16 protein-coding genes are annotated in these 21,857 nt (G+C 62.3%); 10 read left to right on the forward strand and 6 right to left on the reverse strand.

The genetic code is table 11. The features are described 5' to 3' along the window. Positions 1 to 142: 142 nt before the first annotated feature. Positions 143 to 415, reverse strand: coding sequence for a hypothetical protein (locus ACXAF3_RS03085; protein WP_475110810.1), 273 nt, complete (start codon positions 413 to 415; stop codon positions 143 to 145). Positions 416 to 498: 83 nt separating this feature from the next. On the opposite strand from ACXAF3_RS03085, the gene ACXAF3_RS03090 reads away from it, so the two are divergent. The 3 genes from ACXAF3_RS03090 (at position 499) to ACXAF3_RS03100 (ending at position 5,261) form a co-directional block, all read left to right on the forward strand. Then, the gene (locus ACXAF3_RS03090; RefSeq protein WP_475110811.1) at positions 499 to 720 is read left to right on the forward strand and encodes a DUF3820 family protein; all 222 of its coding nucleotides are present in this window, start codon (positions 499 to 501) and stop codon (positions 718 to 720) included. A 635-nt stretch (positions 721 to 1,355) separates the two neighbouring features. After that, positions 1,356 to 4,250, forward strand: coding sequence for a glycosyl hydrolase family 18 protein (locus ACXAF3_RS03095; RefSeq protein WP_475110812.1), 2,895 nt, complete (start codon positions 1,356 to 1,358; stop codon positions 4,248 to 4,250). A 438-nt stretch (positions 4,251 to 4,688) separates the two neighbouring features. Beyond that, positions 4,689 to 5,261, forward strand: a complete 573-nt coding sequence (locus ACXAF3_RS03100; RefSeq protein WP_475110813.1) for an RNA polymerase sigma factor — start codon at positions 4,689 to 4,691, stop codon at positions 5,259 to 5,261. 176 nt (positions 5,262 to 5,437) lie between these two features. Here the strand turns inward: ACXAF3_RS03100 and ACXAF3_RS03105 are convergent, their stop codons facing one another. The 5 genes from ACXAF3_RS03105 to gltA form a co-directional block, all read right to left on the reverse strand. Further along, entirely contained in the window at positions 5,438 to 5,986 is a 549-nt protein-coding gene (locus ACXAF3_RS03105; RefSeq protein WP_475110814.1) for a Tll0287-like domain-containing protein, read from the reverse strand. Between the two features lie 12 nt (positions 5,987 to 5,998). Beyond that, positions 5,999 to 7,345, reverse strand: coding sequence for a cytochrome c3 family protein (locus ACXAF3_RS03110; RefSeq protein ID WP_475110815.1), 1,347 nt, complete (start codon positions 7,343 to 7,345; stop codon positions 5,999 to 6,001). Further along, a complete protein-coding gene (locus tag ACXAF3_RS03115) occupies positions 7,346 to 9,373 on the reverse strand; it encodes an FAD-dependent oxidoreductase (protein WP_475110816.1) in 2,028 nt (675 codons plus the stop codon). It lies immediately after the preceding gene. A 301-nt stretch (positions 9,374 to 9,674) separates the two neighbouring features. Then, the gene (locus tag ACXAF3_RS03120) at positions 9,675 to 10,199 is read right to left on the reverse strand and encodes a hemerythrin domain-containing protein (RefSeq protein ID WP_475110817.1); all 525 of its coding nucleotides are present in this window, start codon (positions 10,197 to 10,199) and stop codon (positions 9,675 to 9,677) included. Between the two features lie 516 nt (positions 10,200 to 10,715). Next, positions 10,716 to 12,005 (reverse strand): citrate synthase, encoded by a 1,290-nt coding sequence (gene gltA, locus ACXAF3_RS03125; RefSeq protein ID WP_475110818.1) that lies wholly within the window; start codon positions 12,003 to 12,005, stop codon positions 10,716 to 10,718. Between the two features lie 603 nt (positions 12,006 to 12,608). On the opposite strand from gltA, the gene sdhC reads away from it, so the two are divergent. From sdhC to lpdA, 7 genes are all read left to right on the forward strand, one after another. Next, positions 12,609 to 12,983 (forward strand): succinate dehydrogenase, cytochrome b556 subunit, encoded by a 375-nt coding sequence (gene sdhC, locus ACXAF3_RS03130; protein WP_475110819.1) that lies wholly within the window; start codon positions 12,609 to 12,611, stop codon positions 12,981 to 12,983. Beyond that, positions 12,977 to 13,345: a succinate dehydrogenase, hydrophobic membrane anchor protein gene (sdhD, locus tag ACXAF3_RS03135; protein WP_475110820.1), complete on the forward strand. Its 369-nt coding sequence runs from the start codon at positions 12,977 to 12,979 to the stop codon at positions 13,343 to 13,345. The genes sdhC and sdhD overlap by 7 nt, the downstream gene beginning before the upstream one ends. A 3-nt stretch (positions 13,346 to 13,348) precedes the next feature. Continuing rightward, complete coding sequence (sdhA, locus tag ACXAF3_RS03140; RefSeq protein WP_475110821.1) at positions 13,349 to 15,121, forward strand: succinate dehydrogenase flavoprotein subunit; 1,773 nt, start codon at positions 13,349 to 13,351, stop codon at positions 15,119 to 15,121. Positions 15,122 to 15,139: 18 nt separating this feature from the next. Next, complete coding sequence (locus ACXAF3_RS03145; RefSeq protein ID WP_475110822.1) at positions 15,140 to 15,844, forward strand: succinate dehydrogenase iron-sulfur subunit; 705 nt, start codon at positions 15,140 to 15,142, stop codon at positions 15,842 to 15,844. 341 nt (positions 15,845 to 16,185) lie between these two features. Then, the gene (locus ACXAF3_RS03150; RefSeq protein ID WP_475110823.1) at positions 16,186 to 19,014 is read left to right on the forward strand and encodes a 2-oxoglutarate dehydrogenase E1 component; all 2,829 of its coding nucleotides are present in this window, start codon (positions 16,186 to 16,188) and stop codon (positions 19,012 to 19,014) included. Positions 19,015 to 19,088: 74 nt separating this feature from the next. Further along, complete coding sequence (odhB, locus tag ACXAF3_RS03155) at positions 19,089 to 20,285, forward strand: 2-oxoglutarate dehydrogenase complex dihydrolipoyllysine-residue succinyltransferase (protein WP_475110824.1); 1,197 nt, start codon at positions 19,089 to 19,091, stop codon at positions 20,283 to 20,285. A gap of 63 nt (positions 20,286 to 20,348) precedes the next feature. Next, the gene (gene lpdA, locus ACXAF3_RS03160) at positions 20,349 to 21,791 is read left to right on the forward strand and encodes a dihydrolipoyl dehydrogenase (RefSeq protein ID WP_475110825.1); all 1,443 of its coding nucleotides are present in this window, start codon (positions 20,349 to 20,351) and stop codon (positions 21,789 to 21,791) included. Positions 21,792 to 21,857: the final 66 nt, after the last annotated feature.

Here is a 21,857-nt window from a genome sequence, read left to right on the forward strand (position 1 = left end):
AAAGTCGCGCCTTGATTGTGAACCGCTCTGAAAGCCAGAGAGGCCATGGAGTTATTCAGAGGTTCCCAAGACCAGACTGCTGTAACCGCCGGCGATTGCGGGGGAATCCGCACGCGGACTCCCCCGTTTCCCTCAAGTGTATTTAGCGCTCGTACACGCGACGGCCGTGGCGGTCGTAGTAATAGCGCTTTTTCTTCTCGCGGTCGTAGAGCCAGCCTCCGACACCGCCGAGCACGGCGCCCGCCGCCGTGCCTCCCGGACGGCCGCCTGAAATAAGAGCCCCGGTCACTGCACCGATACCGATGCCGGTACCGACACGGCGGTCCGTATCGCTCATATTGGCACAGCCCTGGCTGCCGAGAGCGGCGGCCAGTACGGCGGCCAGGCCCAGGTGTTTCATTGCTTGAATACGCATAAGAACCTCGGTACTACGGACAGACAGGATTCAGTGTATGGTGGCGGGGAAGGGGCAACCAATGAAAAGGCCGAACTGCAACGATGTTTGAAAAACAGGACCTGCTGGATATAGCGCGAACCCAGATGCCGTTCGGCAAGTACGCCGGGCGCGCGCTGATCGACCTGCCGGAGGAGTATCTGCTCTGGTTTGCGAAGAAGACGTTTCCCGCGGGCAGGCTGGGGCAGCTGATGGCGCTGACGCTGGAAATAAAAATCGAGGGGTTGGAGGGGCTGATCCGGCCGCTGAAGCAAGTTTCCGAGTGAATGGCTCCAGGCAAAGAGGGTTCCCTAGGCAGGCGGAACGGATCTGCGCCTGCGGGGCGGGCTCCGGTATTTGTAACGGCCGCTTTCGACACTAATATAGAAGTGCCCGGGTAAAAGCAGTCCCCGAAGGAAAAGGGGAGCAATTAAAAGCGGTCCGTAACGGAGACTGGATAAACCCGTAAATAGACCCACAGCGGGCAGCCACTGGTCTGAATGACTTCAGCGAGGTGAACAGCGGGAGTTGAGCCAGTCAGCTTCAAAGAGGGAAGCGGTCGAAATGAATTCGGCCGCTATTTATTTGTGCCTACCAAAATACGCGACCCCGCCGCATTTTTTACGGACCCGGTTAACGGGCAGGCTGCGCCGACCTTCACACCCTGTGGTATTGAATGCCAAAAAACACCCTTCGAACATGACTTTCAAGACAATGATGACCCTTTGAACTGGCTTTTGCCCGTTCTCGACGTTAATGTGCGGACTGAATGACACCGCTGTCATATTTTTGTAAATAGATGACAGCGGTGTCATTCAGGTCTATCGAAAGCAGTTGTCTCGAAAAACCGAACAGGGCCATCGGCTCAGCGGTACGGAACAGCCTGGCCCAGAACAATAAAAATCGCTCAAGGTGAACGTCTATGAAAGGGCTAAATCCCAGCCGCTGGCGCCGCGCACTGTTCGCGCTCGGTCTCGCCAGTACCTCTTCTCTGATCAGTGTCCCGGCCGCTGCCGCACCCGGCGCGCCGCAAATCGACTGGATGGAAACCAGCTTCGCGATTATCGAAGTGGACGACGCGGCCACCGCCTATGAAAACCTGATCACCGTCAGGGACTACGCCGAGGTGCCGGTCTCCTGGACCAAGTGGTCCGGCGCCGACGGCGACACAGTACGGTACCTGCTGAACGGCCAGGTGGTACTGGAAGAGGCCGCCAGCGGCAGCGGCAGCCAGAGTGGCTCCGCGACCCTGCAGATCGACCGGGGCGGCAAGTACGATCTGCAGGTCGCGCTCTGCGACAGCAGCGGCTGCAGCAGCTCCGCGGTCAAGGAGATAGTGGTTGCCGATACCGATGGCAGCCACCTGGACCCGATCCAGCTCAACGCCGGCGAAAACAACCAGCCCTATACCAATACCAGCAACTCCGTGGTGGGCACCTACTTCGTGGAGTGGGGCGTCTACGGCCGCGCCTTCCCGGTGGACAAGATCCCCGCCTACAACCTGACCCATATCCTGTACGGCTTTATCCCGATCTGTGGCGGCGACGGCATCAACGACAGCCTCAAGCAGATAGAGGGCAGCTTCCAGGCGCTGCAGCGCTCCTGCGCCGGCCGCGAAGACTTCAAGGTTGCTCTGCACGATCCCTTCGCCGCGGTGCAGAAGGCGCAGCAGGGGCACACCCACGCCACCGCCTACAAGGGCAACTTCGGTCAGCTGATGGCGCTGAAAAGGGCCTACCCGAATATCAAGATACTGCCCTCCGTCGGCGGCTGGACCCTGTCCGATCCCTTCTACTTCTTCGACGATCCCGCCAAGCGCCAGACTTTCGTCGACTCGGTGGAGGAGTTTCTGCGCACCTGGAAATTTTTCGACGGTGTGGATATCGACTGGGAATACCCGGGCGGCCAGGGCGCCAATCCGAGCCTGGGCAACCCGGCCACCGACGGTGAGACCTACCGCCTGCTGATGCGGGACCTGCGCGCGATGCTCGACGGCCTCGAAGCGGAAACCGGCCGCGAGTACCAGCTCACCTCCGCCATCGGTGCCGGCACCGACAAGATCGAGGATGTCGATTACACCAGCGTCGAGCAGTACATGGATTACCTGTTCGTCATGACCTACGACTTCTACGGCGCCTGGAGCAATACGGTCCTCGGACACCAGACCGCACTCTATGCGCCGAGCTGGGATCCCAGCGACGATTACAACATCGACAGCGGTATCCAGGCCCTGCTGGCCGAAGGTGTGCCGCCGGGCAAACTGGTGGTCGGCACCGCCATGTACGGCCGCGGCTGGACCGGGGTTTCCGGCTGGACCGGCAGCGACCATATGACCGGCACCGCCACCGGCGCCGTGGACGGCACCTGGGAGGCGGGCGTGGTGGACTACCGCGATATCGTCGCCAGGATCGCCACTGGGCAGTGGCAGGAGTACTACGATTCCACGGCCCAGGGCGCCTATATCTTCAAGCCGGACACCGGCGACCTGATCACCTACGACAACGCCCAGTCCGTCATGGCCAAGGGCGCCTATGTGCGGAGCCTCGGCCTCGCCGGCCTCTTCTCCTGGGAGATAGATGCGGACAACGGCGACATTCTCAACGCGGTGCACGAGAGCCTGGGCCACGGCGGCAGCGGCGGCAACCGCGCGCCGGTGGCCAACGCCGGCGCCGACCAGTCCGCAGACGAGGGCGGCAACGTCTGCCTGGACGGCTCCGGTTCCTACGACCTGGACGCGGACCCGCTGACGTTCAGCTGGAGTCAGACCGCAGGCAGCGCGGTGACCCTGGACGACGCCGGCGCAGAACAACCCTGCTTCAGCGCCCCGGATGTGGCCGCGGATCAGACTCTCACCTTCCAGCTGGTGGTCAACGACGGCCAGGCGGACTCGGCCCCGGATACGGTGACGGTTCAGATCACGGATGTGCCGGCCAACCGCGCCCCCAGTGCGGATGCCGGCGCCGATCAGATGGTAGTCACCCCGGCCACGGTCATCCTCGACGGCAGCGGCTCCAGTGACCCGGACGGCGACAGTCTCAGCTACAGCTGGGTGCAGCTCTCGGGCCCGAGTGTGACTCTGCAGAACGCCGGTCAGGCCGCGGCCAGCTTCGCCGCCGCGGAAGTGGGTGCCGACCAGCCGTTGGAATTCGAGTTGACCGTCGGCGATGGCGAATTCACCGCCAGCGACTCGATCATCGTCACGCTGGTGGCGCCCAACAGCCCGCCGAGCGTCAGCCTGCCCGCCGGCGTCACCGTGAACGAGGGCGAGAGCGTGAACCTCTTCGCCGACGCCTCGGACCCCGACGGCGATGCGCTCAGCTACAGCTGGAGCGCGCCGGCCTTCAACCTGACCAACGGCGACAGCGCCACCGTCACTCTGACTGCACCGCAGGTGGGCAGCGACACCAGCTATCCGGTGACCGTAACCGTCAGCGACGGCGTCAATTCGCCGGTTTCGGCCCAGGTCGACGTGACGGTGGTCAACCTGCCGACCGGCGGCTGTGAGATGACCGACCCGGATGCCGGCAACTACCCGGCCTGGACTTCCGGTGCCACCTACCTGGGCGGCGACCGGGTCAGCCACGAGGGTCTTGTGTGGGAGGCCAAGTACTGGACCCAGACGGAGCCGGGTTTCTCCGTCGCGGACTGGCAGCTGACCAGCGATGTGGAAGTGCCCTGGAACGCGACCACCGCCTACAACGGCGGCGACGAGGTCAACCACAACGACCGCCGCTACCGCGCCAAATGGTGGACCCAGGGCGACGAGCCCGGCGTGGAGGACGTCTGGGAGGATGTAGGGCCGGCCAGCTGTAATTGATATTGCCCACAGGAAAAAGCGGTAGGCAAAGGGCGCTTCGAGCGCCCTTTCAGTGCGTTGACAACCCCTCCTGTCGTTCTAAGCAGGAGCTGTGGCGGCAAAGCACTGGGACGGGTATTTCGAAACGCTGTGAATACGTCCCTGTACGCTCCGTCGGCGACATCCCTGTCGCCGACGGTTCGAAATACCCGTCCCCGCACTTTGCCTTCGGTTCCGGTTGACAGACTTTGTTAGCCGTCTAAAAAGGGCGCTTCGAGCGCCCTTTGTTTTTTGCGCCTGCGACATCACAGCAGGCGTCTCTGGCCACCGCCGTCCCAGTCAAAGTGGTGGAACCTTTTGTGCTTCCGGTGCGTGTAACTATTCTGAAGCAGCGGGAGGGATGCGATTCAGACGCACCGCCGCCGATAAACCGCCACAAATCGCCGAGGGACCGCCGGTTTGAGCAAGCTCCGCTACCTTTTCCAGCTGCCGTCGCGCCGCGAGGAGCGCTTCATCGCTTTGGTGCGCCCGCATATCGACGCCATGTACCGTATGGCCTACCGCTGGACACAGAATCGCGACGAGGCGGAGGACCTGGTGCAGGACGTACTCACACGTCTGGTGACGCGCACCGGGGAGATGGCGGCGGTGGACAAACTCTGCCCCTGGCTGATCCGCGTGCTCTACCGTCGCTTCGTGGATCTCTACCGGAGACGGAACCGCTGCCCGGTCGAAGACGGCGGCTGGAGTGCCGACGGAGACTGCCCGCTGGAAAACCATGCCGGCGGCCGCGACCCGCTCTACAGCCTGGCGTTGCGGCGCGCATTGAACCGCGCGCTCGCGGACCTGGATGACGCCCAGCGCGACACGGTACTGCTACACGACGTCGAGGGGCATTCGCTGATCGAGGTGGCGGAAATTCTCGACATCGGCGTCGGTACGGTGAAATCGCGGCTGCACCGCGCGCGCAAGAAACTGCAACAGGCTCTGCGCCGGGAACCACTGCCGGCCGCCAGGGGTGTGGAGGTATAAGGGGGTAGGTGGCAATCGTGGGATGCACTGCAACGAGACGGTCGCTGGAGCGCCTGCAGCGGGGGCGGTGCGCGGAAACCGGTGCCGGCTCCCGGCTGATCTAAATCCGGCGGTGACGCCGGGCCCGCGCAGTCGCGCCGGCCCGGAGGAATCGGCCGTGGCCTTTCAGCAGTCTGTCACAGCGGGATACGGATCACGACGCCGCCCATGGTTTCGCCCAGCTCAAAATCCGTGCGCGGGCTGTCGATATGCTCGTTGTGGCAGCTGACGCAGGCGGGCGAGACGGCCACATCCGGGTAGATCGCGGTGAAGTATTCGGTATCCCCCAGTGTCTCGCGGCCGTAGAAGTTTTTGCCGGGGTTGTCGATGATGTATTGCAGCCCGCTCTTCTCCAGTTCGGTGCGCGGTTTGTTCTGCTTGTTGATGGCCCAGAGGGAGAGCAGGGCATAGCTAAAGCCGGCTTCCTGCTCGGCCACCCGCTCCGCGCCCATGCGCAACATCTGCGCCGGCAGCGGCAGCGCCTTGGCATCCTGCCAGTGCTCGTCGGCCTTGATGACCTTCTCCTCGTTCTGCAGCCGGTTGACCACATTGTTGGTGTAGCTCGCGCGGTCGGCCTCGATCACGGCGAAAATTGCATCGGCCATGCGCTCCGGCGCAATGCCCTGTTTCTGTCCACAGCCGGCGAGCAGGGCCGCGCTGGCAATGATACAAGCGGCGATTCGCATAGTGTTCCCCTCCTATTGGGTTTTGGTTTGGGATTTGTTGCCGTTGGCAATTCGCGCGATCCGGTCGCGGATCAAATCGAAAGTCCGGTGCTCCTGCGCGGGCGCCCGATGGAAGTTGCGGGCGATCAGTTCCTCGTCCGCCAGTGCGGCCAGCGCGAACTCCACGCCGTGGCAGTTCAGGCAAACCGGCAGCATCTTTTCGTTGGGGCGCAGGTTGTGATTCTGGTTGTGGTTCACAACCACCCGATCACCCTGGGGCTCTCGTGGCAGGTGGCAGCTGGCGCAGCTGACGCCGCCGGGGTCTCCCGCGCTCCAGGATTTGAAGTGGGGGGAATCCTTGAAGGCGAGGCTGTGTTCATCGCGGTGGCAGCCGAGACAGGCCTCGACGGCGGCGAATTGCAGATCGGTTTCGTGCGGCTTGTGGCAGCTGGCGCAGCTGAGTGCGGCGTCGGCTTCGGGGTGCATCGGCAGGCGCGCCTGCTGCGGCGACACGGCGGTTGCGTCGAGGGCAAACTCTTCCGGCAGCAGCGTCGACAGGCGCATGCCGTGTTTGCCGCGCGTGAAGGCCTCGCGCTGTTCGCTGTGGCAGCTGCCGCACTGGTCCACTATTTCGCGGCTGGAGAATCGCATCTGCCCATCGGCGTGGCAGCCGCTACAGTTGACGGATACCCGTGCGTGCGCACTTCCGGCCCAGGCCGCGGTAATGGAAGCGTCGCCGCCGTCGAGATCCGCCTGCTGTATCTGCAGCGGTTTTTTGTGCGGGTTTTCCTGCAGCCAGGACTGCATAGCGGTGCGCGCCGGCAGTTGGGCATCGGGCAGCAGCCCCGGTTGACCGACGTGCGCGATCAGGAAATCCTCGTAGAGCGTGCGGTTGTCGTGGAAGTTGTGGCAGCCGGCAGTGGCGCAGCTGTCGAAGGCGAAGTCTCTGTGGCTGCTGCGGTCTTCGGCGATATCGCTGTGGCAGTGAAAACAGAAGTCGCCGGCCAGGGTGACGCCCATATCGCGGGTGATCTCCGGCTTGTGTTCCGTGTGGCAGGTCACGCACTTCCGCGCATCCAGGTGGGCCATCAGGGGCGCGTTGCGCGGATCGAGAAACTTCTTGCGCGGGTGAGAGTCGTTCGCAAGCTCCAGTTCCTCGGCGTGGCAGTTGAGGCAGGCCTGCTGCATAGCGTCGGGGCCGGCGAAGCCGTCGCCGTGACAGGCGCTGCAGGCGAGTTCAATCTGGTGGTGGCCGTGGCTGGCGTCGCCGCTGATAAACAGCGTCTTGTCGGAAAACTCCAGGTTGTAAGCCAGTGCGGAACTAATCGCCAGGGTCACCAGCAGGCCGTAGTGCCAGAATTTGAAACGATAGATTTTCATTTAGAAGTAATACACCGCGAGAATGTGATAGCCGAGCAGTGCCGGCAGTGCCCAGAGCAGCGCGTAGTGCACCCGCGACCACCACTTGCGGTGTTCGCGCAGTTTCAAGTCGGTCCAGTGGTGGTTGCGGGCCATAAAAACGCCCACCAGCGCGCCGGTTGTGGTCGCGGAGAGGAAAACCAGCATCAGGGCCAGGTTGAGGTTTTCACCCAGGCGGAAGCCGGTGTGCACCACCAGCACCACCAGCGCCGCGCAGCCGACCAGGCTGTGCAGGTAGCGCCAGTGATCCACATGTCCGTAGGTCAGTTTGCGCCAGCGCTTGCGCAGGCTGAGAGTGGTGGTGAAGGCGCAGAAGCCGAGCAGGGTGTAGCCGCTGACCTGTTTCCAGAAATTGTCGTACCAGAGTTTCTGCCAGTACCAGTGGTTCTGCACACTGTCGGAAATCGGCGCCGGCGGCATCAAGGCGGCCAGCGCAATCAGTAGCAGGGAAACAATCGAGGTCAGCAGGATGCCGCGCGCGTGGCGCATCACCAGATTGGGGGTGGGGGCGTCCAGCAGTTCCGCGATCAACGGCTGGCAGCTGCCGCACACGGAACCGGCCGTTGTGGCCTGTTGCAGTTCCATCAGTGTGCGCTTGCCCTGGGAGATGGCATTGCACAGCTCCCCCTTGCTCACACCGTTGCACTGGCACACCAGATAGCTGTCCGGCTGCTCCTTGACGCCGATCGCAACTTTTTTCTGCCACAGGTACCCCCCCTGCTCGAACTGCTTCAGTGTTCGAGAGGAGATTTCCTCGTTGCGCGCGACCGCCTGGCGGATGCGGTTGGCCTCGCCCCAGCTGCCGATATACATGGCGCCGACCAGGCGTCCCTCCCTGACCAGCAGCTGGCGGTAGAGCCCCTTGAAGCGGTTGCGGTAGGTAAATTCTTCGCCGCCGCCTCTGCTTGCAACATCGACGCCAAGCTCCCCGATCAGCGCGCAGGGGATATGGGCGATCTTAAGCTGAATGTCGGTCAGGCTGCCGCGGTAGGGGGACGTGGGCAGTTCGCGCTTGTACTCGCGGCAGATATGCTGGCTGCAGCTTGCCGCCTGTTCGTAGCCGGGCCTGACGAACTGATACACCTTTTCCGCAAATTCAGCGCACTCGCCCACGGCGTAGATATCGGGATCGGAGGTCTGCAGCCACTCGGAGACGATGATGCCGCGTCCGGTTTTCAGTCCGCACTGGCGAGCCAGGTCGATTTCCGGGCGAATGCCGGTGCACATGACGACCGCATCGACCTCCAGGCTGTCGCCACTGGCAAAGTGCAGCCGGCGAACGCGGTCATCGCCGGTGATTTCGCTCACCGCATCGCCAATTTTGAGCTCCACGCCAAGCGCGCTCAGCGCCGATTCGAGAAAGCCCTCGGCTTCGTCGTTCAACAGGCCGCCGAGCAGTCGCGTGCGGGACTGCAGTGTGACGTGGTTTTTCTGTGTCTTTAATGCGGCCGCCGCCTCCAAGCCCAGGGCTCCGGCGCCGACAACACAGAGTTGCCGGCTCTGCTCGCGCAGTTGCAGCAGGGTTTCCGTATCGCGGAGGCTGCGAAAGGGATAAACGTTTGCCAGATCGGCGCCGGGAATATCGGGAATGAATGGATTGGAGCCAGTGGCCAGAATCAGTTTACTGTAGGGCTGCACCCTTCCGGTTACATCTGTAACCGTTTTGTTGGCCCTGTCGATGGAAACAACCCGGTGGTCGATAAACTCCGCCAGCCTGTTGTCGTTTTCACCGAGTATCGGGTTGTCGATATCGGGCAGGGTGAGCTGTTCGGAAAGGTACTGGGAAAGTTTTACCCGGTTGTAGGGGGCGTCGGCTTCAGCGCCGAAAATCACCACCTGGGCATCTTCGCTGTATTCGAGCAGCTTCTGCGCACAGCGCACACCGACGGGGCCGGTGCCGACAATGACATAAACCGGATAGTCGGCTTCGGCCGGCTCCCGTCTGGCCTGAGTCTGGTGCGGGGCGAGGGTATCTTCAAGCTCGGCCACGCCAACCCCCCGTGATAGCGGCACTCATCAATGGCTCTGCCTTGTTGTGATTTGTTGTATTGATGGGCTCTTAAGCGCGATATCAATATTCTTATTTTTGATTATTTTGTGGATTCTAATGCCTTTTTATTTAAATAAAAAGAAACAAAATTGTGAAATGAGTACTGCCACCGCCGGGGGAGGCTTGGGAGGGGGGATAGGGGGCAGGTGGCCCGCATTCCGGGGCCACCGGGAGAGGTGCGACCGAGCCGTTCGCGCTAAGTTCGATAGCCGCGACGGCGGCGCTTGAGTTTAGTGCGGGCTAGGACGGTTGGTAGAGGGTGTACAGTTCTTTCTCTTCCAGGGAGACGCGCCGGGTCAGCGCCTCTCCGATTTTCTGGTAGTCGCGGCGGAAGTCCCGAATCATTTCCTGGGTGAAGGCCTCATGTGTGTAGCGCTTGCAGAATTGCACTACTGCATTGGCGATCTCGTTCATGTCCGTGCGGAAGTCCTTGACGATCTGCAGGGTGTGCACGTCTTCTGCCAGGGTCTGCTCCAGGTATACGTAAAAGCGCACGTTCTCCTTGATCAGGTGAGCCTGGAAGTTGGATTTGAACAGGGTCATCAGGTGGGCCAGTTGGCGGAAATCCTGCGGCTCGAAGCCCTCGGACCAGATGCGCTGGAAAATATCTACCAGTGTCTGGTGGTCTTTTTCCAGTGCATTGATCAGGGTCGGGTCGTAGGAAATTGTGCGGTTGGCTTTGGCTCCGGTGTGCGAGCTGCGGGTGTATTTTTCCTCGTCCACCTGGCTATTGCCACCGAACAGGTCGGAAATAAAGTTGAACATGGTATCTGCCCTTAATTATGCGTTGTAAGCGAACCGTTTAGCGCGTTGTTGAAATTTTTTTAGCAAGCGGTTAGGCGACCAGTGACTGTTCACCGGCAGTGGAGAATAGCGTCACTTGCGCGGAATGTCATTGAAACCCCGAGCAGAGCTTCGGAAATTGTGATTCATTCCCAATTATCTGGCCGGCGCCTGTGCTATTGGCAAGGTAGACGAAAATAAATTCGCGTGCCGATTTATTTGGCGATCTCCGCTAAAAAATGGCACGACTTCCTTTTTGTGGAAGGGGGCTTTTTACAATTGTAGAGATAAAAAATTTCTCGGCTAAACAGATGGTGGGTGGTCGCCGCCGAAGTTGAGTGAAAATTATGACGGGAGTGCCAGTTAAAGTTTTCGGTGTTGCCGCCGCAATAGCGTGTGGGTGTGTACAGTGTTCCGATAAGAGGTGCACTGGTTTGGTGCAGATATTAAAAAACCCGGCGTGCGCCGGGTTTTCTAATGCTCTGTCGGTGCCGATACTCAGCGCTTGTCCAGCGGAACATAGTCGCGCTGCGGGTAGCCGGTGTACAGCTGGCGCGGGCGGCCGATCTTGTAAGGGTTGGAGATCATCTCGTTCCAGTGCGCGATCCAGCCGGCGGTGCGGCCGGTGGCGAAGATCACCGTGAACATGTCGGTGGGGATGCCGATCGCCTTCATGATGATGCCGGAGTAGAAGTCCACATTCGGGTAGAGCTTCTTCTCGATGAAGTACTCGTCCTCGAGAGCGATCTTTTCCAGCTTCTTGGCGATACGCAGCAGCGGGTCGTTCTCGGCACCCATCGCGCCCAACACCTCGTCGCAGATACCCTGCATCACGCGCGAGCGCGGGTCGAAGTTCTTGTACACGCGGTGGCCGAAGCCCATCAGGCGGAAGGGGTCGTTCTTGTCCTTGGCGCGCTTGACGAACTCGTCGATGCGGCTCTCGTCGCCGATCTCCTGCAGCATGTTCAGCACCGCCTCGTTGGCGCCGCCGTGCGCCGGTCCCCAGAGTGCGGCGATGCCGGAGGAGATGCAGGCGAAGGGGTTGGCGCCGGAGGAACCGGCCAGGCGCACGGTGGAGGTGGAGGCGTTCTGCTCGTGGTCGGCGTGCAGCAGGAAGATCACGTCCATGGCCTTGGCGACCACCGGATCAATCTTGCTCGGCTCGCAGGGGTTGCCGAACATCATGTGCAGGAAGTTTTCCGCGTAGTTCAGGCTGTTGTCCGGGTACATGAACGGCTGGCCCTTGGAGTGCTTGTAGCACATGGCGGCCAGGGTCGGCATCTTGGCGATCAGGCGGTGCGCGGAGATCTCGCGGTGCTCGGGATCGTTGATGTCCAGGGAGTCGTGGTAGAAGGAGGCCAGTGCGCCGACAACACCGCACATCATCGCCATCGGGTGGGCGTCGTAGCGGAAGCCCTTGAAGAAGTTCACCAGGGATTCGTGCACCATGGTGTGGGACATGATGGTGTCCACATACTCTTTCTTCTGCTGGGCGTTGGGCAGCTCGCCCTTCATCAGCAGATAGCAGGTCTCCAGGTAGTCGGACTGCTCTGCCAGCTGCTCGATGGGGTAGCCGCGGTGCAGCAGCTGGCCCTTGGCGCCATCGATAAAGGTGATCTTGGATTCGCAGGCGGCGGTGGACACAAATCCCGGGTCGTAAGTGAACAAGCCCTTGCCGGTCAGGCTGCTGACGTCGACAACATCGGGGCCGAGGGTGCCTGAGAGTACGGGCATCTCAATGGTGCCTTCGACACCGTCGACCGTGAGTTGCGCTTTCTTATCGGACATTGCGGACTCCTAAAACTGTTCTTTTTACCTGCTTGTCGCCAGGCGGGCTCCCTGCCTTGTGCGACAGTCGCGCCGCAAGAGCTGGCGCAAAAGCGTGGTTTTGCTGGTTTCGCGGCGCTCGCGCAGGCTTCCGCCGGCGAGGGTGCGCTCCTGCACCCGCCGTGGGGAGCCGGGTCAGTCCAGCATCTGTGCGCCCCGGGGGGCTTTTGAGCGGGGCCAAACTTAAGTTGCGCGCCGCTAATTGTCAAACCAAAAGGTGTGGACGGCCGGTCTCACAGCAACAGGATATCCGGCGTCCAGCGCGGGCGGTAGAGGATTTGCCTGGCTCCGCCGTTTATTCTCCGCGGAAATTCCGCCGCGGCCGCGGCGCGCCTTTGCCGCTGATCGGGTCCGCGACCGGGGTGGCGGGGCGGTCGCGGAACCCGAGGCGTTCGTTGTGTTTTGGGGGGCGAATGCCTATAATCCGCGCGGCTTGCGCCACGGTAAGGCCGCTTTGCACAAGGCTTGTACAGGTCGCGCGCAAAGTGATCAGCAGGCAGCTCGCCCCTCCATTTGAAAAGCTAACGGGCGCCCGGTCGTTCAGGGCAACAAGGTGTTTTTCCTGTGAACAAAAACAGACCTGTCAATCTAGACATTTCCACTATCAAGCTTCCCGCTGCCGCTCTGGTTTCCATTTTGCATCGTATCTCCGGCGTCGTCCTCTTCGCCGTGGTCGCGCTGCTGCTGTGCATGCTCGATGCCAGTCTGGAGTCCGAGCAGGGCTTCGCCGACGTGGCGGCGGCCTTTAATAGCGTTCCCGCCAAGCTCGTCTTGTGGGCTGCGCTGGCAGCTCTCGCCTACCACCTGGTGGCGGGCCTGCGCCACCTGTTGATGGATCTGGGGATCGGTGAATCCCTGGAGGGTGGTCGTCGCGGCGCCGTTATGGTGCTGGTGCTGAGCGCAATTCTGATTCTGTTGGCGGGGGTATGGGTATGGTAACCACAATCACTAGTTTCGGTCGCAGCGGCACTTACGACTGGCTGATCCAGCGTGTCACCGCTGTGGTTCTCGCTGCTTACACCCTCTTTATAGTGGGTTTTATTTTCCTGAGTAAAGATTTCGGCTACGAGAGCTGGTCGGCCCTGTTCGAGCAGCGCTGGATGCGCGTGTTCAGCCTGGTGGCCCTGATCTCCACGATTGCGCACGCCTGGATCGGCCTCTGGTCGGTCGTGACCGACTACATCACCAACCGCATGATGGGCGCCAAGGCCACTGTGCTGCGCGTCATCGCCGAGGTGCTGCTGGCGGTCGTTGCCGTGTTCTACACGGTGTGGGGCATTGAAATTCTGTGGGGTGTATAACTGATGGCGAACATGCGTACTATTTCCTTTGACGGAATCGTAATCGGCGGCGGCGGTGCGGGTATGCGCGCGGCCCTGCAAATGGCCCAGTCCGGCTTCAAGACTGCGGTAATCACCAAGGTGTTCCCGACCCGCTCGCACACCGTGTCCGCCCAGGGCGGCATCACCTGCGCCATCGCCAGTGCGGATCCGCAGGACGACTGGCGCTGGCACATGTACGACACCGTCAAGGGGTCCGACTATATCGGCGATCAGGATGCCATCGAGTATATGTGCTCCGTGGGCCCGGAGGCGGTGTTCGAGCTGGAGCATATGGGTCTGCCTTTCTCCCGCACCGAGGAGGGTCGCATCTACCAGCGCCCCTTCGGCGGCCAGTCCAAGGACTTCGGCCGCGGCGGCCAGGCCGCGCGCACCTGTGCGGCGGCTGACCGCACCGGCCACGCGCTGCTGCACACCCTGTACCAGAACAACGTCAAGCACGACACCGTGTTCCTGAACGAGTGGTTCGCGATCGACCTGGTGAAGAACCAGGACGGCGCCGTGGTCGGCGTGATCGCGATGTGCATCGAAGACGGCGAAGTGGTCTTCATCAAGTCCAAGGCCACCGTATTCGCCACCGGCGGTGCCGGCCGTATCTACGCGTCCACGACCAACGCCCATATCAATACCGGTGACGGCGTGGGTATGGCCCTGCGCGCGGGTCTGCCGGTGCAGGATATAGAGATGTGGCAGTTCCACCCGACCGGCATCCACGGCGCCGGCGTGCTGGTGACCGAGGGCTGTCGCGGTGAGGGCGGCTACCTGATCAATAAGGATGGCGAGCGCTTTATGGAGCGCTACGCCCCCAACGCGAAGGACCTGGCCTCCCGCGACGTGGTGGCCCGCTCCATGATCCTCGAGATCCTCGACGGCCGCGGCGCCGGCCCGAACGGCGACCACGTGTTCCTGAAGCTCGACCACCTGGGCGAGGAGGTACTGCACAGCCGTCTGCCCGGTATCTGCGAGCTGGCCAAGACCTTCGCCCATGTGGATCCGGTCAAGGACCCGATTCCGGTGGTGCCCACCTGCCACTACATGATGGGTGGTATCCCCACCAACGTGCACGGCCAGGCCCTGACCCAGGACGCCGCCGGCAACGACCAGGTGATCGACGGCTTCTACGCCTGCGGCGAGGTGGCCTGTGTGTCCGTGCACGGCGCCAACCGCCTGGGCGGCAACTCGCTGCTGGACCTGGTGGTCTTCGGTCGCGCCTCCGGCCTGTTTATCGAGAAGGCTCTGCGCGAGGGTATCGAGCACCGCGAGGCGTCCGAATCCGATATCGAGGCGGCCATGGCGCGCCTGAACCGCCTGGAAAATACCAACGACGGCGAGAAGGCCGCGGATCTGCGCAAGGAACTGCAGAACGTGATGCAGAACCACTTCGGCGTTTTCCGCCGCGGCGACTATATGGCCGAGGGTGTGAAGAAGCTGGAAGAGCTGCGCGGCCGCATCGAGAACGTGCGCCTGGAGGACAAGAGCCGCGCCTTCAACACCGCCCGTATCGAGGCGCTGGAACTGCAGAACCTGCTGGAGGTGGCCGAGGCGACCGCCATCGCCGCCGAGGCCCGCACCGAGAGCCGCGGCGCCCACGCCCGCGAGGACTTCCAGGAGCGCGACGACGAAAACTGGCTGTGCCACTCCATGTTCTTCCCGGGGGAGAAGCGTGTCGGCAAGCGCGCGGTCAACTTCGCGCCCACCACCATGGAAGCTTTCGAGCCCAAGGCTCGGACTTATTAAATCGGGAGCGGAAAGAGTATGTTGAAAGTTAGTATCTATCGCTACAACCCGGAGACCGACAAAGCGCCTTATATGCAGGACTACGAGCTGGACACCCAGGGCAAGGACCTGATGGTGCTGGACGTGCTGGAACTGCTCAAGGCCGAGGACCCGACCCTGTCCTTCCGCCGCTCCTGCCGCGAGGGTGTGTGCGGATCCGACGGTATGAACATCTCCGGCCGCAACGGCCTGGCCTGCACCACGCCCATCTCCGAGGCGGCGCCCAAGGGCAAGCTGGTGCTGCGCCCGCTGCCGGGCCTGCCGGTGATCCGCGACCTGGTGGTGGATATGGAGCAGTTCTACGAGCAGTACAAGAAGATCGAACCCTACCTGCAGAACGACACCCCGGCGCCGGCCATCGAGCGCCTGCAGAGCCCGGAGGACCGCGCAAAGCTGGACGGTCTCTACGAGTGCATCCTGTGCGCCTGCTGCTCCACCGCCTGCCCGTCTTTCTGGTGGAATCCGGACAAGTTCATCGGCCCGGCGGGCCTGCTGCAGGCCTACCGCTTCCTGGCGGACAGCCGCGACCTGGCCACCGACGAGCGCCTGTCCAACCTGGATGATCCCTTCAGCGTATTCCGCTGCCACGGCATCCAGAACTGCGTGAATGTGTGTCCGAAGGGGCTGAATCCGACCCGCGCCATCGGCCACATCCGCAATATGTTGCTGGCCCGCGCCGTATAAGCGCGGCGCGTATCGAGCCCGGTTGAGCCCGCAGCGCGGGCTCGGCGCCAACGGCGGCGCCTATCCAACGACGAGAAAGCCGGCCTGTGAGCCGGTGCGAAATTAAAAAGGGGGCTGGTGCCAGTTGGGACCTCCGGAGCGCCATCCATGGCGCGACCTGGAGAATCCTTTCTGGCCCCGGCCCCGCCTTCCATGGCGGGGCGCCAAACCGCGCACAAGGCAGCACTTAGTATGCGCGCGGTTTGGCCCCCTTTTGTGAGTGAAAGGAAATATGAAATTGGGGTCAGAGTGAAATTATCGTTTGCTCTGCCCCAATTTCTCCATCGAGGTAGGCATCAACAATGCACGAAAGTACCATGGAGCAGCTGTGGCGTAGCTCCCATATCTCCGGGGGCAACGCCGCCTATGTGGAGGAACTGTACGAGACCTATCTGCACGACCCGAACGGCGTGCCGGAGGAGTGGCGCAGTTACTTCGACAGCCTCCCGCGGGTCAACGGCGGTGGCGACGTGTCCCACGCCGCAGTGCGTCAGCACTTTGAACTGCTCGCCAAACACCGCACCCGCCCGCTGGCCGCTCCCGGTGCCGGCGCCGTCAACATCGAGCACGAACGCAAGCAGGTCAAAGTCCTGCAGCTCATCAACTCCTACCGCCACCGCGGCCACAAGAAGGCCACCCTGGACCCGCTGGGCCTGATGGCGCGTGAGCAGGTGCCGGACCTGCAGTTGAACTACCACGGCCTCACCGAAGGCGACTTCGATACCACCTTCCAGACCGGCGACCTCTTCTTCGGCAAGGAGGAGGCCACGCTGCGCGAGATCGTCGAGGGCCTGGAGCGCACCTACTGCGGCAATCTGGGTGCGGAGATCATGCACCTGTCCAACCTGGAGGAGCAGCAGTGGTTCCAGCAGCGCCTGGAGCGCAGCCAGTCCACGCCCAACTTCGGCGCCGATATCCGCGTCGAAATACTGCAGCGCCTGTCCGCGGCCGAGGGCCTGGAGCGCCACCTGGACTCCAAGTACCCGGGCACCAAGCGTTTCGGCGTCGAGGGCGGTGAGAGCCTGATCCCGATGATGGACGCGCTGATCCGCCGCTCCGGCACCTACGGGGTGAAAGAAATCGTCATCGGCATGGCCCACCGCGGCCGCCTGAACACCCTGGTTAATATTCTGGGTAAGAACCCGGCGGACCTGTTCGAGGAGTTCGAGGGCAAGAAGACCCTGGATACCTCCGGCGATGTGAAGTACCACCAGGGCTTCTCCTCCAATGTGATGACCCCCGGTGGCGAAGTGCACCTGGCGCTGGCCTTTAACCCGTCGCACCTGGAGATCTGCGCTCCGGTGGTGGAGGGCTCGGTGCGTGCGCGCCAGGATCGCCGCAACGATCCCTCCGGCGAAAAGGTAATGCCGATCAATATCCACGGCGACGCCGCCTTTGCCGGCCAGGGCGTGGTGCAGGAAACCCTGCAGATGTCCCAGACCCGCGGCTTCTACACCGGCGGCACCGTGCATATCGTGCTGAACAACCAGGTGGGCTTCACCACCAGCAAGCGCGAGGATGCCCGCTCCACCGAATACTGCACCGATGTGGCAAAGATGATCGACGCTCCGGTGCTGCACGTGAACGGCGACGACCCGGAAATGGTCGTGCTGGCCGCGCTGCTGGCGGTGGACTACCGCTACGAATTCAAGAAAGACATCGTCATCGACCTGGTGTGCTACCGTCGCCGCGGTCACAACGAGACTGACGACCCGTCCGGCACCCAGCCGCTGATGTACCAGGCCATCCGCAAGCACAAGACCACCCGCACCCTGTACGCGGAGAAGCTGGTCAGCGAGGGCGTGCTGGACAAGGCCGCCGCGGACAAGCTGGCCAGCGACTACCGCGACAAGCTGGATCGCGGCGAAGATGTGGCCACCGGCCTGGTCAAGCAGCCGGATTCCTCCATGTTCGTGGACTGGACCCCCTACCTGAACCACGACTGGCAGACACCGGCGGATACCAGCTTCCCGCTGCCGAAGCTGAAGGACGTGGCCACCCGTATGACCACTGTGCCCGACGGCATTGTAATGCAGCGCCAGGTGGCGAAGATCTACGAGGACCGCCGCAAGATGGCCGGCGGCGCCCTGCCGCTGAACTGGGGCATGGCCGAGACCCTGGCCTACGGTACGCTGCTGGAGCAGGGCTATATGGTGCGCTTCACCGGCGAGGATGTCGGCCGCGGTACCTTCTCCCACCGCCACGCGGTGATTCACAGCCAGAAGGACGGCCAGTCCTATGTGCCGCTGCAGCATATGTACGAGGGGCAGCCGCCTTTCTATATCTACGACTCGCTGCTGTCGGAAGAGGCGGTGCTGGCGTTCGAATACGGTTACGCCACCACCACGCCCAAGTCACTGGTGGTCTGGGAGGCCCAGTTCGGCGACTTCGCCAACGGCGCCCAGGTGGTGATCGACCAGTTCATCACTTCCGGCGAGCACAAGTGGGGACGCATGTGCGGCCTGGTGATGATGCTGCCGCACGGCTACGAGGGTCAGGGGCCGGAGCACTCCTCCGCGCGCCTGGAGCGCTTTATGCAGCTGTGTGCCGAGCACAATATCCAGGTGTGTAACGCCACCACGCCGGCGCAGATCTTCCACCTGCTGCGCCGCCAGGCGATACGCCCGATGCGCCGCCCGCTGATCATCATGAGCCCCAAGTGGATACTGCGGCACAAGCTGGCCACTTCCAGCCTGGACGAGCTCGCCAATGGCCGTTTCCACAATGTGATTCAGGACGAGGCAGTGGATCCCGCCAAGGTCAAGCGCCTGATCCTGTGCTCCGGCAAGGTCTACTACCATTTGCTGGAAGCGCGCATGGAGCGGGAGCAGGACGACGTGGCCTTCGTGCGTCTGGAGCAGTTGTACCCCTTCCCGGACGAGGAGTTCGTCGAGGCGGTGTCTGCGTTCAAGAATATCGAGAGTGTGGCCTGGTGCCAGGAAGAGCCGATGAACCAGGGCGCCTGGTATCACAGCCAGCACCACCTGCGCCGCCTGCTGGCGGAGACGCACCCGAAGCTGGAGCTTCAGTATGTGGGCCGCGCCCCCTCCGCCGCGCCGGCGGCGGGCTATATGTCCACGCACCTGGAAGAACAGAACAAGTTCATCAACGAGGCGCTGACCGTCAAATAACAGGCGGCAGTAAATAGTGAATAGGGCGGTGCCTATCTGAGCCGCCCAAGAGTCAATCTCAGGAAACAGGACCAATGACGATCGAGATTAAAGCGCCAACTTTCCCGGAATCCGTTCAGGACGGCACCGTCGCCACCTGGCACAAACAGCCCGGCGAAGCCGTATCCCGCGATGAACTGATCGTGGATATCGAAACCGACAAGGTGGTGCTGGAAGTCGTCGCGCCCGCCGACGGCGCCCTCACCGAAATCATCAAGGGCGAGGGCGATACCGTTCTCTCCAATGAAGTGATCGCGCTCTTTGCCGCGGGTGCCGGTGAAGCCGCCGCGCCGGCCGAAGAAAAGCCGGCTGAGGCCCCTGCGGCTGAGTCCACCCCGGCTGCGGGCGAGAAAATCGCCATGCCGTCCGCGAAGAAGATGGCGGCCGAGAAGGGCGTCGATCTGGCCGGCGTGGAAGGCTCGGGCAAGGGCGGCCGCGTGCTGAAGGAAGATGTGATGAAGGCGGGCGCTGCGCCGGCCGCAGCCGCCGCTCCGGCCGCGGCGGCGGAGGTGGCCGTGGCCCCGGGCGAGCGCGTCGAGAAGCGCGTGCCGATGACCCGTATGCGCAAGCGTATCGCCGAGCGCCTGCTGGACGCCACCCAGTCCACCGCCATGCTCACCACCTTCAATGAGGTGAACATGAAGCCGGTGATGGACCTGCGCAAGAACTACAAGGAGCTGTTCGAGAAGAAGCACAACGGCACCCGCCTGGGCTTTATGGGCTTCTTTGTCAAGGCCGCGGTCGAGGCGCTGAAGCGCTATCCGGCCGTAAACGCGTCCATCGACGGTGACGATATCGTCTACCACGGTTACCAGGATATCGGCGTTGCGGTTTCTTCGCCGAAGGGGCTGGTGGTGCCGATTCTGCGCAACGCGGAGAATATGGGCCTGGCGGATATGGAGAACGCGATCCGCGATATGGGCGTGCGCGCCCGCGACGGCAAGCTCTCCATCGAGGAGATGACCGGCGGTACCTTCACCATCACCAATGGTGGTGTCTTCGGCTCGCTGCTGTCCACCCCGATCCTGAACCCGCCGCAGACTGCGATCCTCGGCATGCACAAGATCCAGGAGCGTCCGATGGCGGTAAACGGCAAGGTGGAAATCCTGCCGATGATGTACCTGGCGCTGTCCTACGATCATCGCCTGATCGACGGCAAGGAAGCGGTAGGCTTCCTGGTGGCGATCAAGGAAATGATCGAGGATCCGGCGCGCATTCTGCTGGAAATCTAAAAAAATTCAGGGGCCCGAAGAGGCCCCTCTTGCACACTGAATTCACCAAATTTGGAACAGACCATGTCGGAAAAATTTGACGTAATCGTAATCGGCTCCGGTCCCGGAGGTTATGTCGCAGCCATCCGCGCCGCGCAGCTGGGCCTGAAAACCGCCTGTGTTGAAAAGTGGGTCAACAAGGAAGGCAAGGTGGTCAACGGCGGTACCTGCCTGAACGTCGGCTGTATCCCGTCCAAGGCGCTGCTGGACAGCTCCTGGAAGTACCACGAGGCGAAAGACGCCCTCGACGTGCACGGCATCGACACCGGCAAGGTGAAGATCGATGTCAAGAAGATGATCGAGCGCAAAAATGGTGTCGTGAAGCAGATGTCCGGCGGTATCGCCAGCCTGTTTATGGCCAACAAGGTCACCTCCATCGAGGGCACCGGCAAGCTGCTGGCGGGCAAGAAGGTGGAAGTGACCGGCCACGACGGCAAGACTACCGTTTACGAAGCCGACAATGTGATCCTGGCCTCCGGTTCCGTGCCGGTGAACATTCCGCCGGCCCCGGTGGACAACAAGATCATCGTCGACTCCACCGGCGCGCTGGAATTCACCGAAGTGCCGAAGCGCCTGGGCGTGATCGGCGCCGGCGTGATCGGCCTGGAGCTGGGTTCCGTCTGGAACCGTCTGGGTTCCGACGTGGTGGTTCTGGAGGCGCTGGACAAGTTCCTGGCGATCATGGACCAGCAGATCGCCAAGGAGTCGCAGAAGATTCTGAAAAAACAGGGCCTGGATATCCGCCTGTCCTGCCGTGTCACCGGCACCGAGGTGAAGGGCAAAGAAGTCGTTGTCACCTACGAAGACAAGGACGGCAAAGAGCACCAGGAAACCTTCGACAAGCTGATCGTGTGCGTGGGCCGTCGCCCCTACACCGAGGGCCTGCTGTCTGAAGACGCCGGCGTCAAGCTGGACGAGCGCGGCTTTATCTACGTCAACGACCTGTGCATGACTTCCGCCCCGGGCGTCTGGGCCGTCGGCGACGTGGTGCGCGGCCCGATGCTGGCGCACAAGGCCTCTGAAGAGGGCGTGGTGGTTGCCGAGCGCATCGCCGGCCAGAAGCCGATGATGAACTACGATGTGATTCCGAACGTGATCTACACCCATCCGGAAATTGCCGCCGTCGGCCGCACCGAAGAGCAGGTGAAGGCGGACGGTGAGCCCTACAATGTGGGTGTTTTCCCGTTCGTTGCGTCCGGCCGCGCTGTGGCCGCAAACGAAACCGCCGGCATGGTGAAGATCATCGCCCACGCGGAAACCGACCGCGTACTGGGTGCGCACATCGTCGGCCCGTCTGCGGCGGATCTGGTGCAGCAGGTGGCGATTGCGATGGAATTCGGTTCCAGCGCCGAGGATATCGGCATGACCGTATTCGGTCACCCGACCCTGTCCGAGGCGGTCAAGGAAGCCGCGCTTGCCGCCAACGGCCACGCGATCCATATCGCCAACCGCAAGAAGCGCAAATAAAAAATCAGGACGCGGGCGCGCCGGCCGCTATCCCGGTGTAGGGGCGAACCCTGTGTTCGCCCCGCC

Source organism: Microbulbifer sp. ABF4_143, from assembly GCF_056160225.1.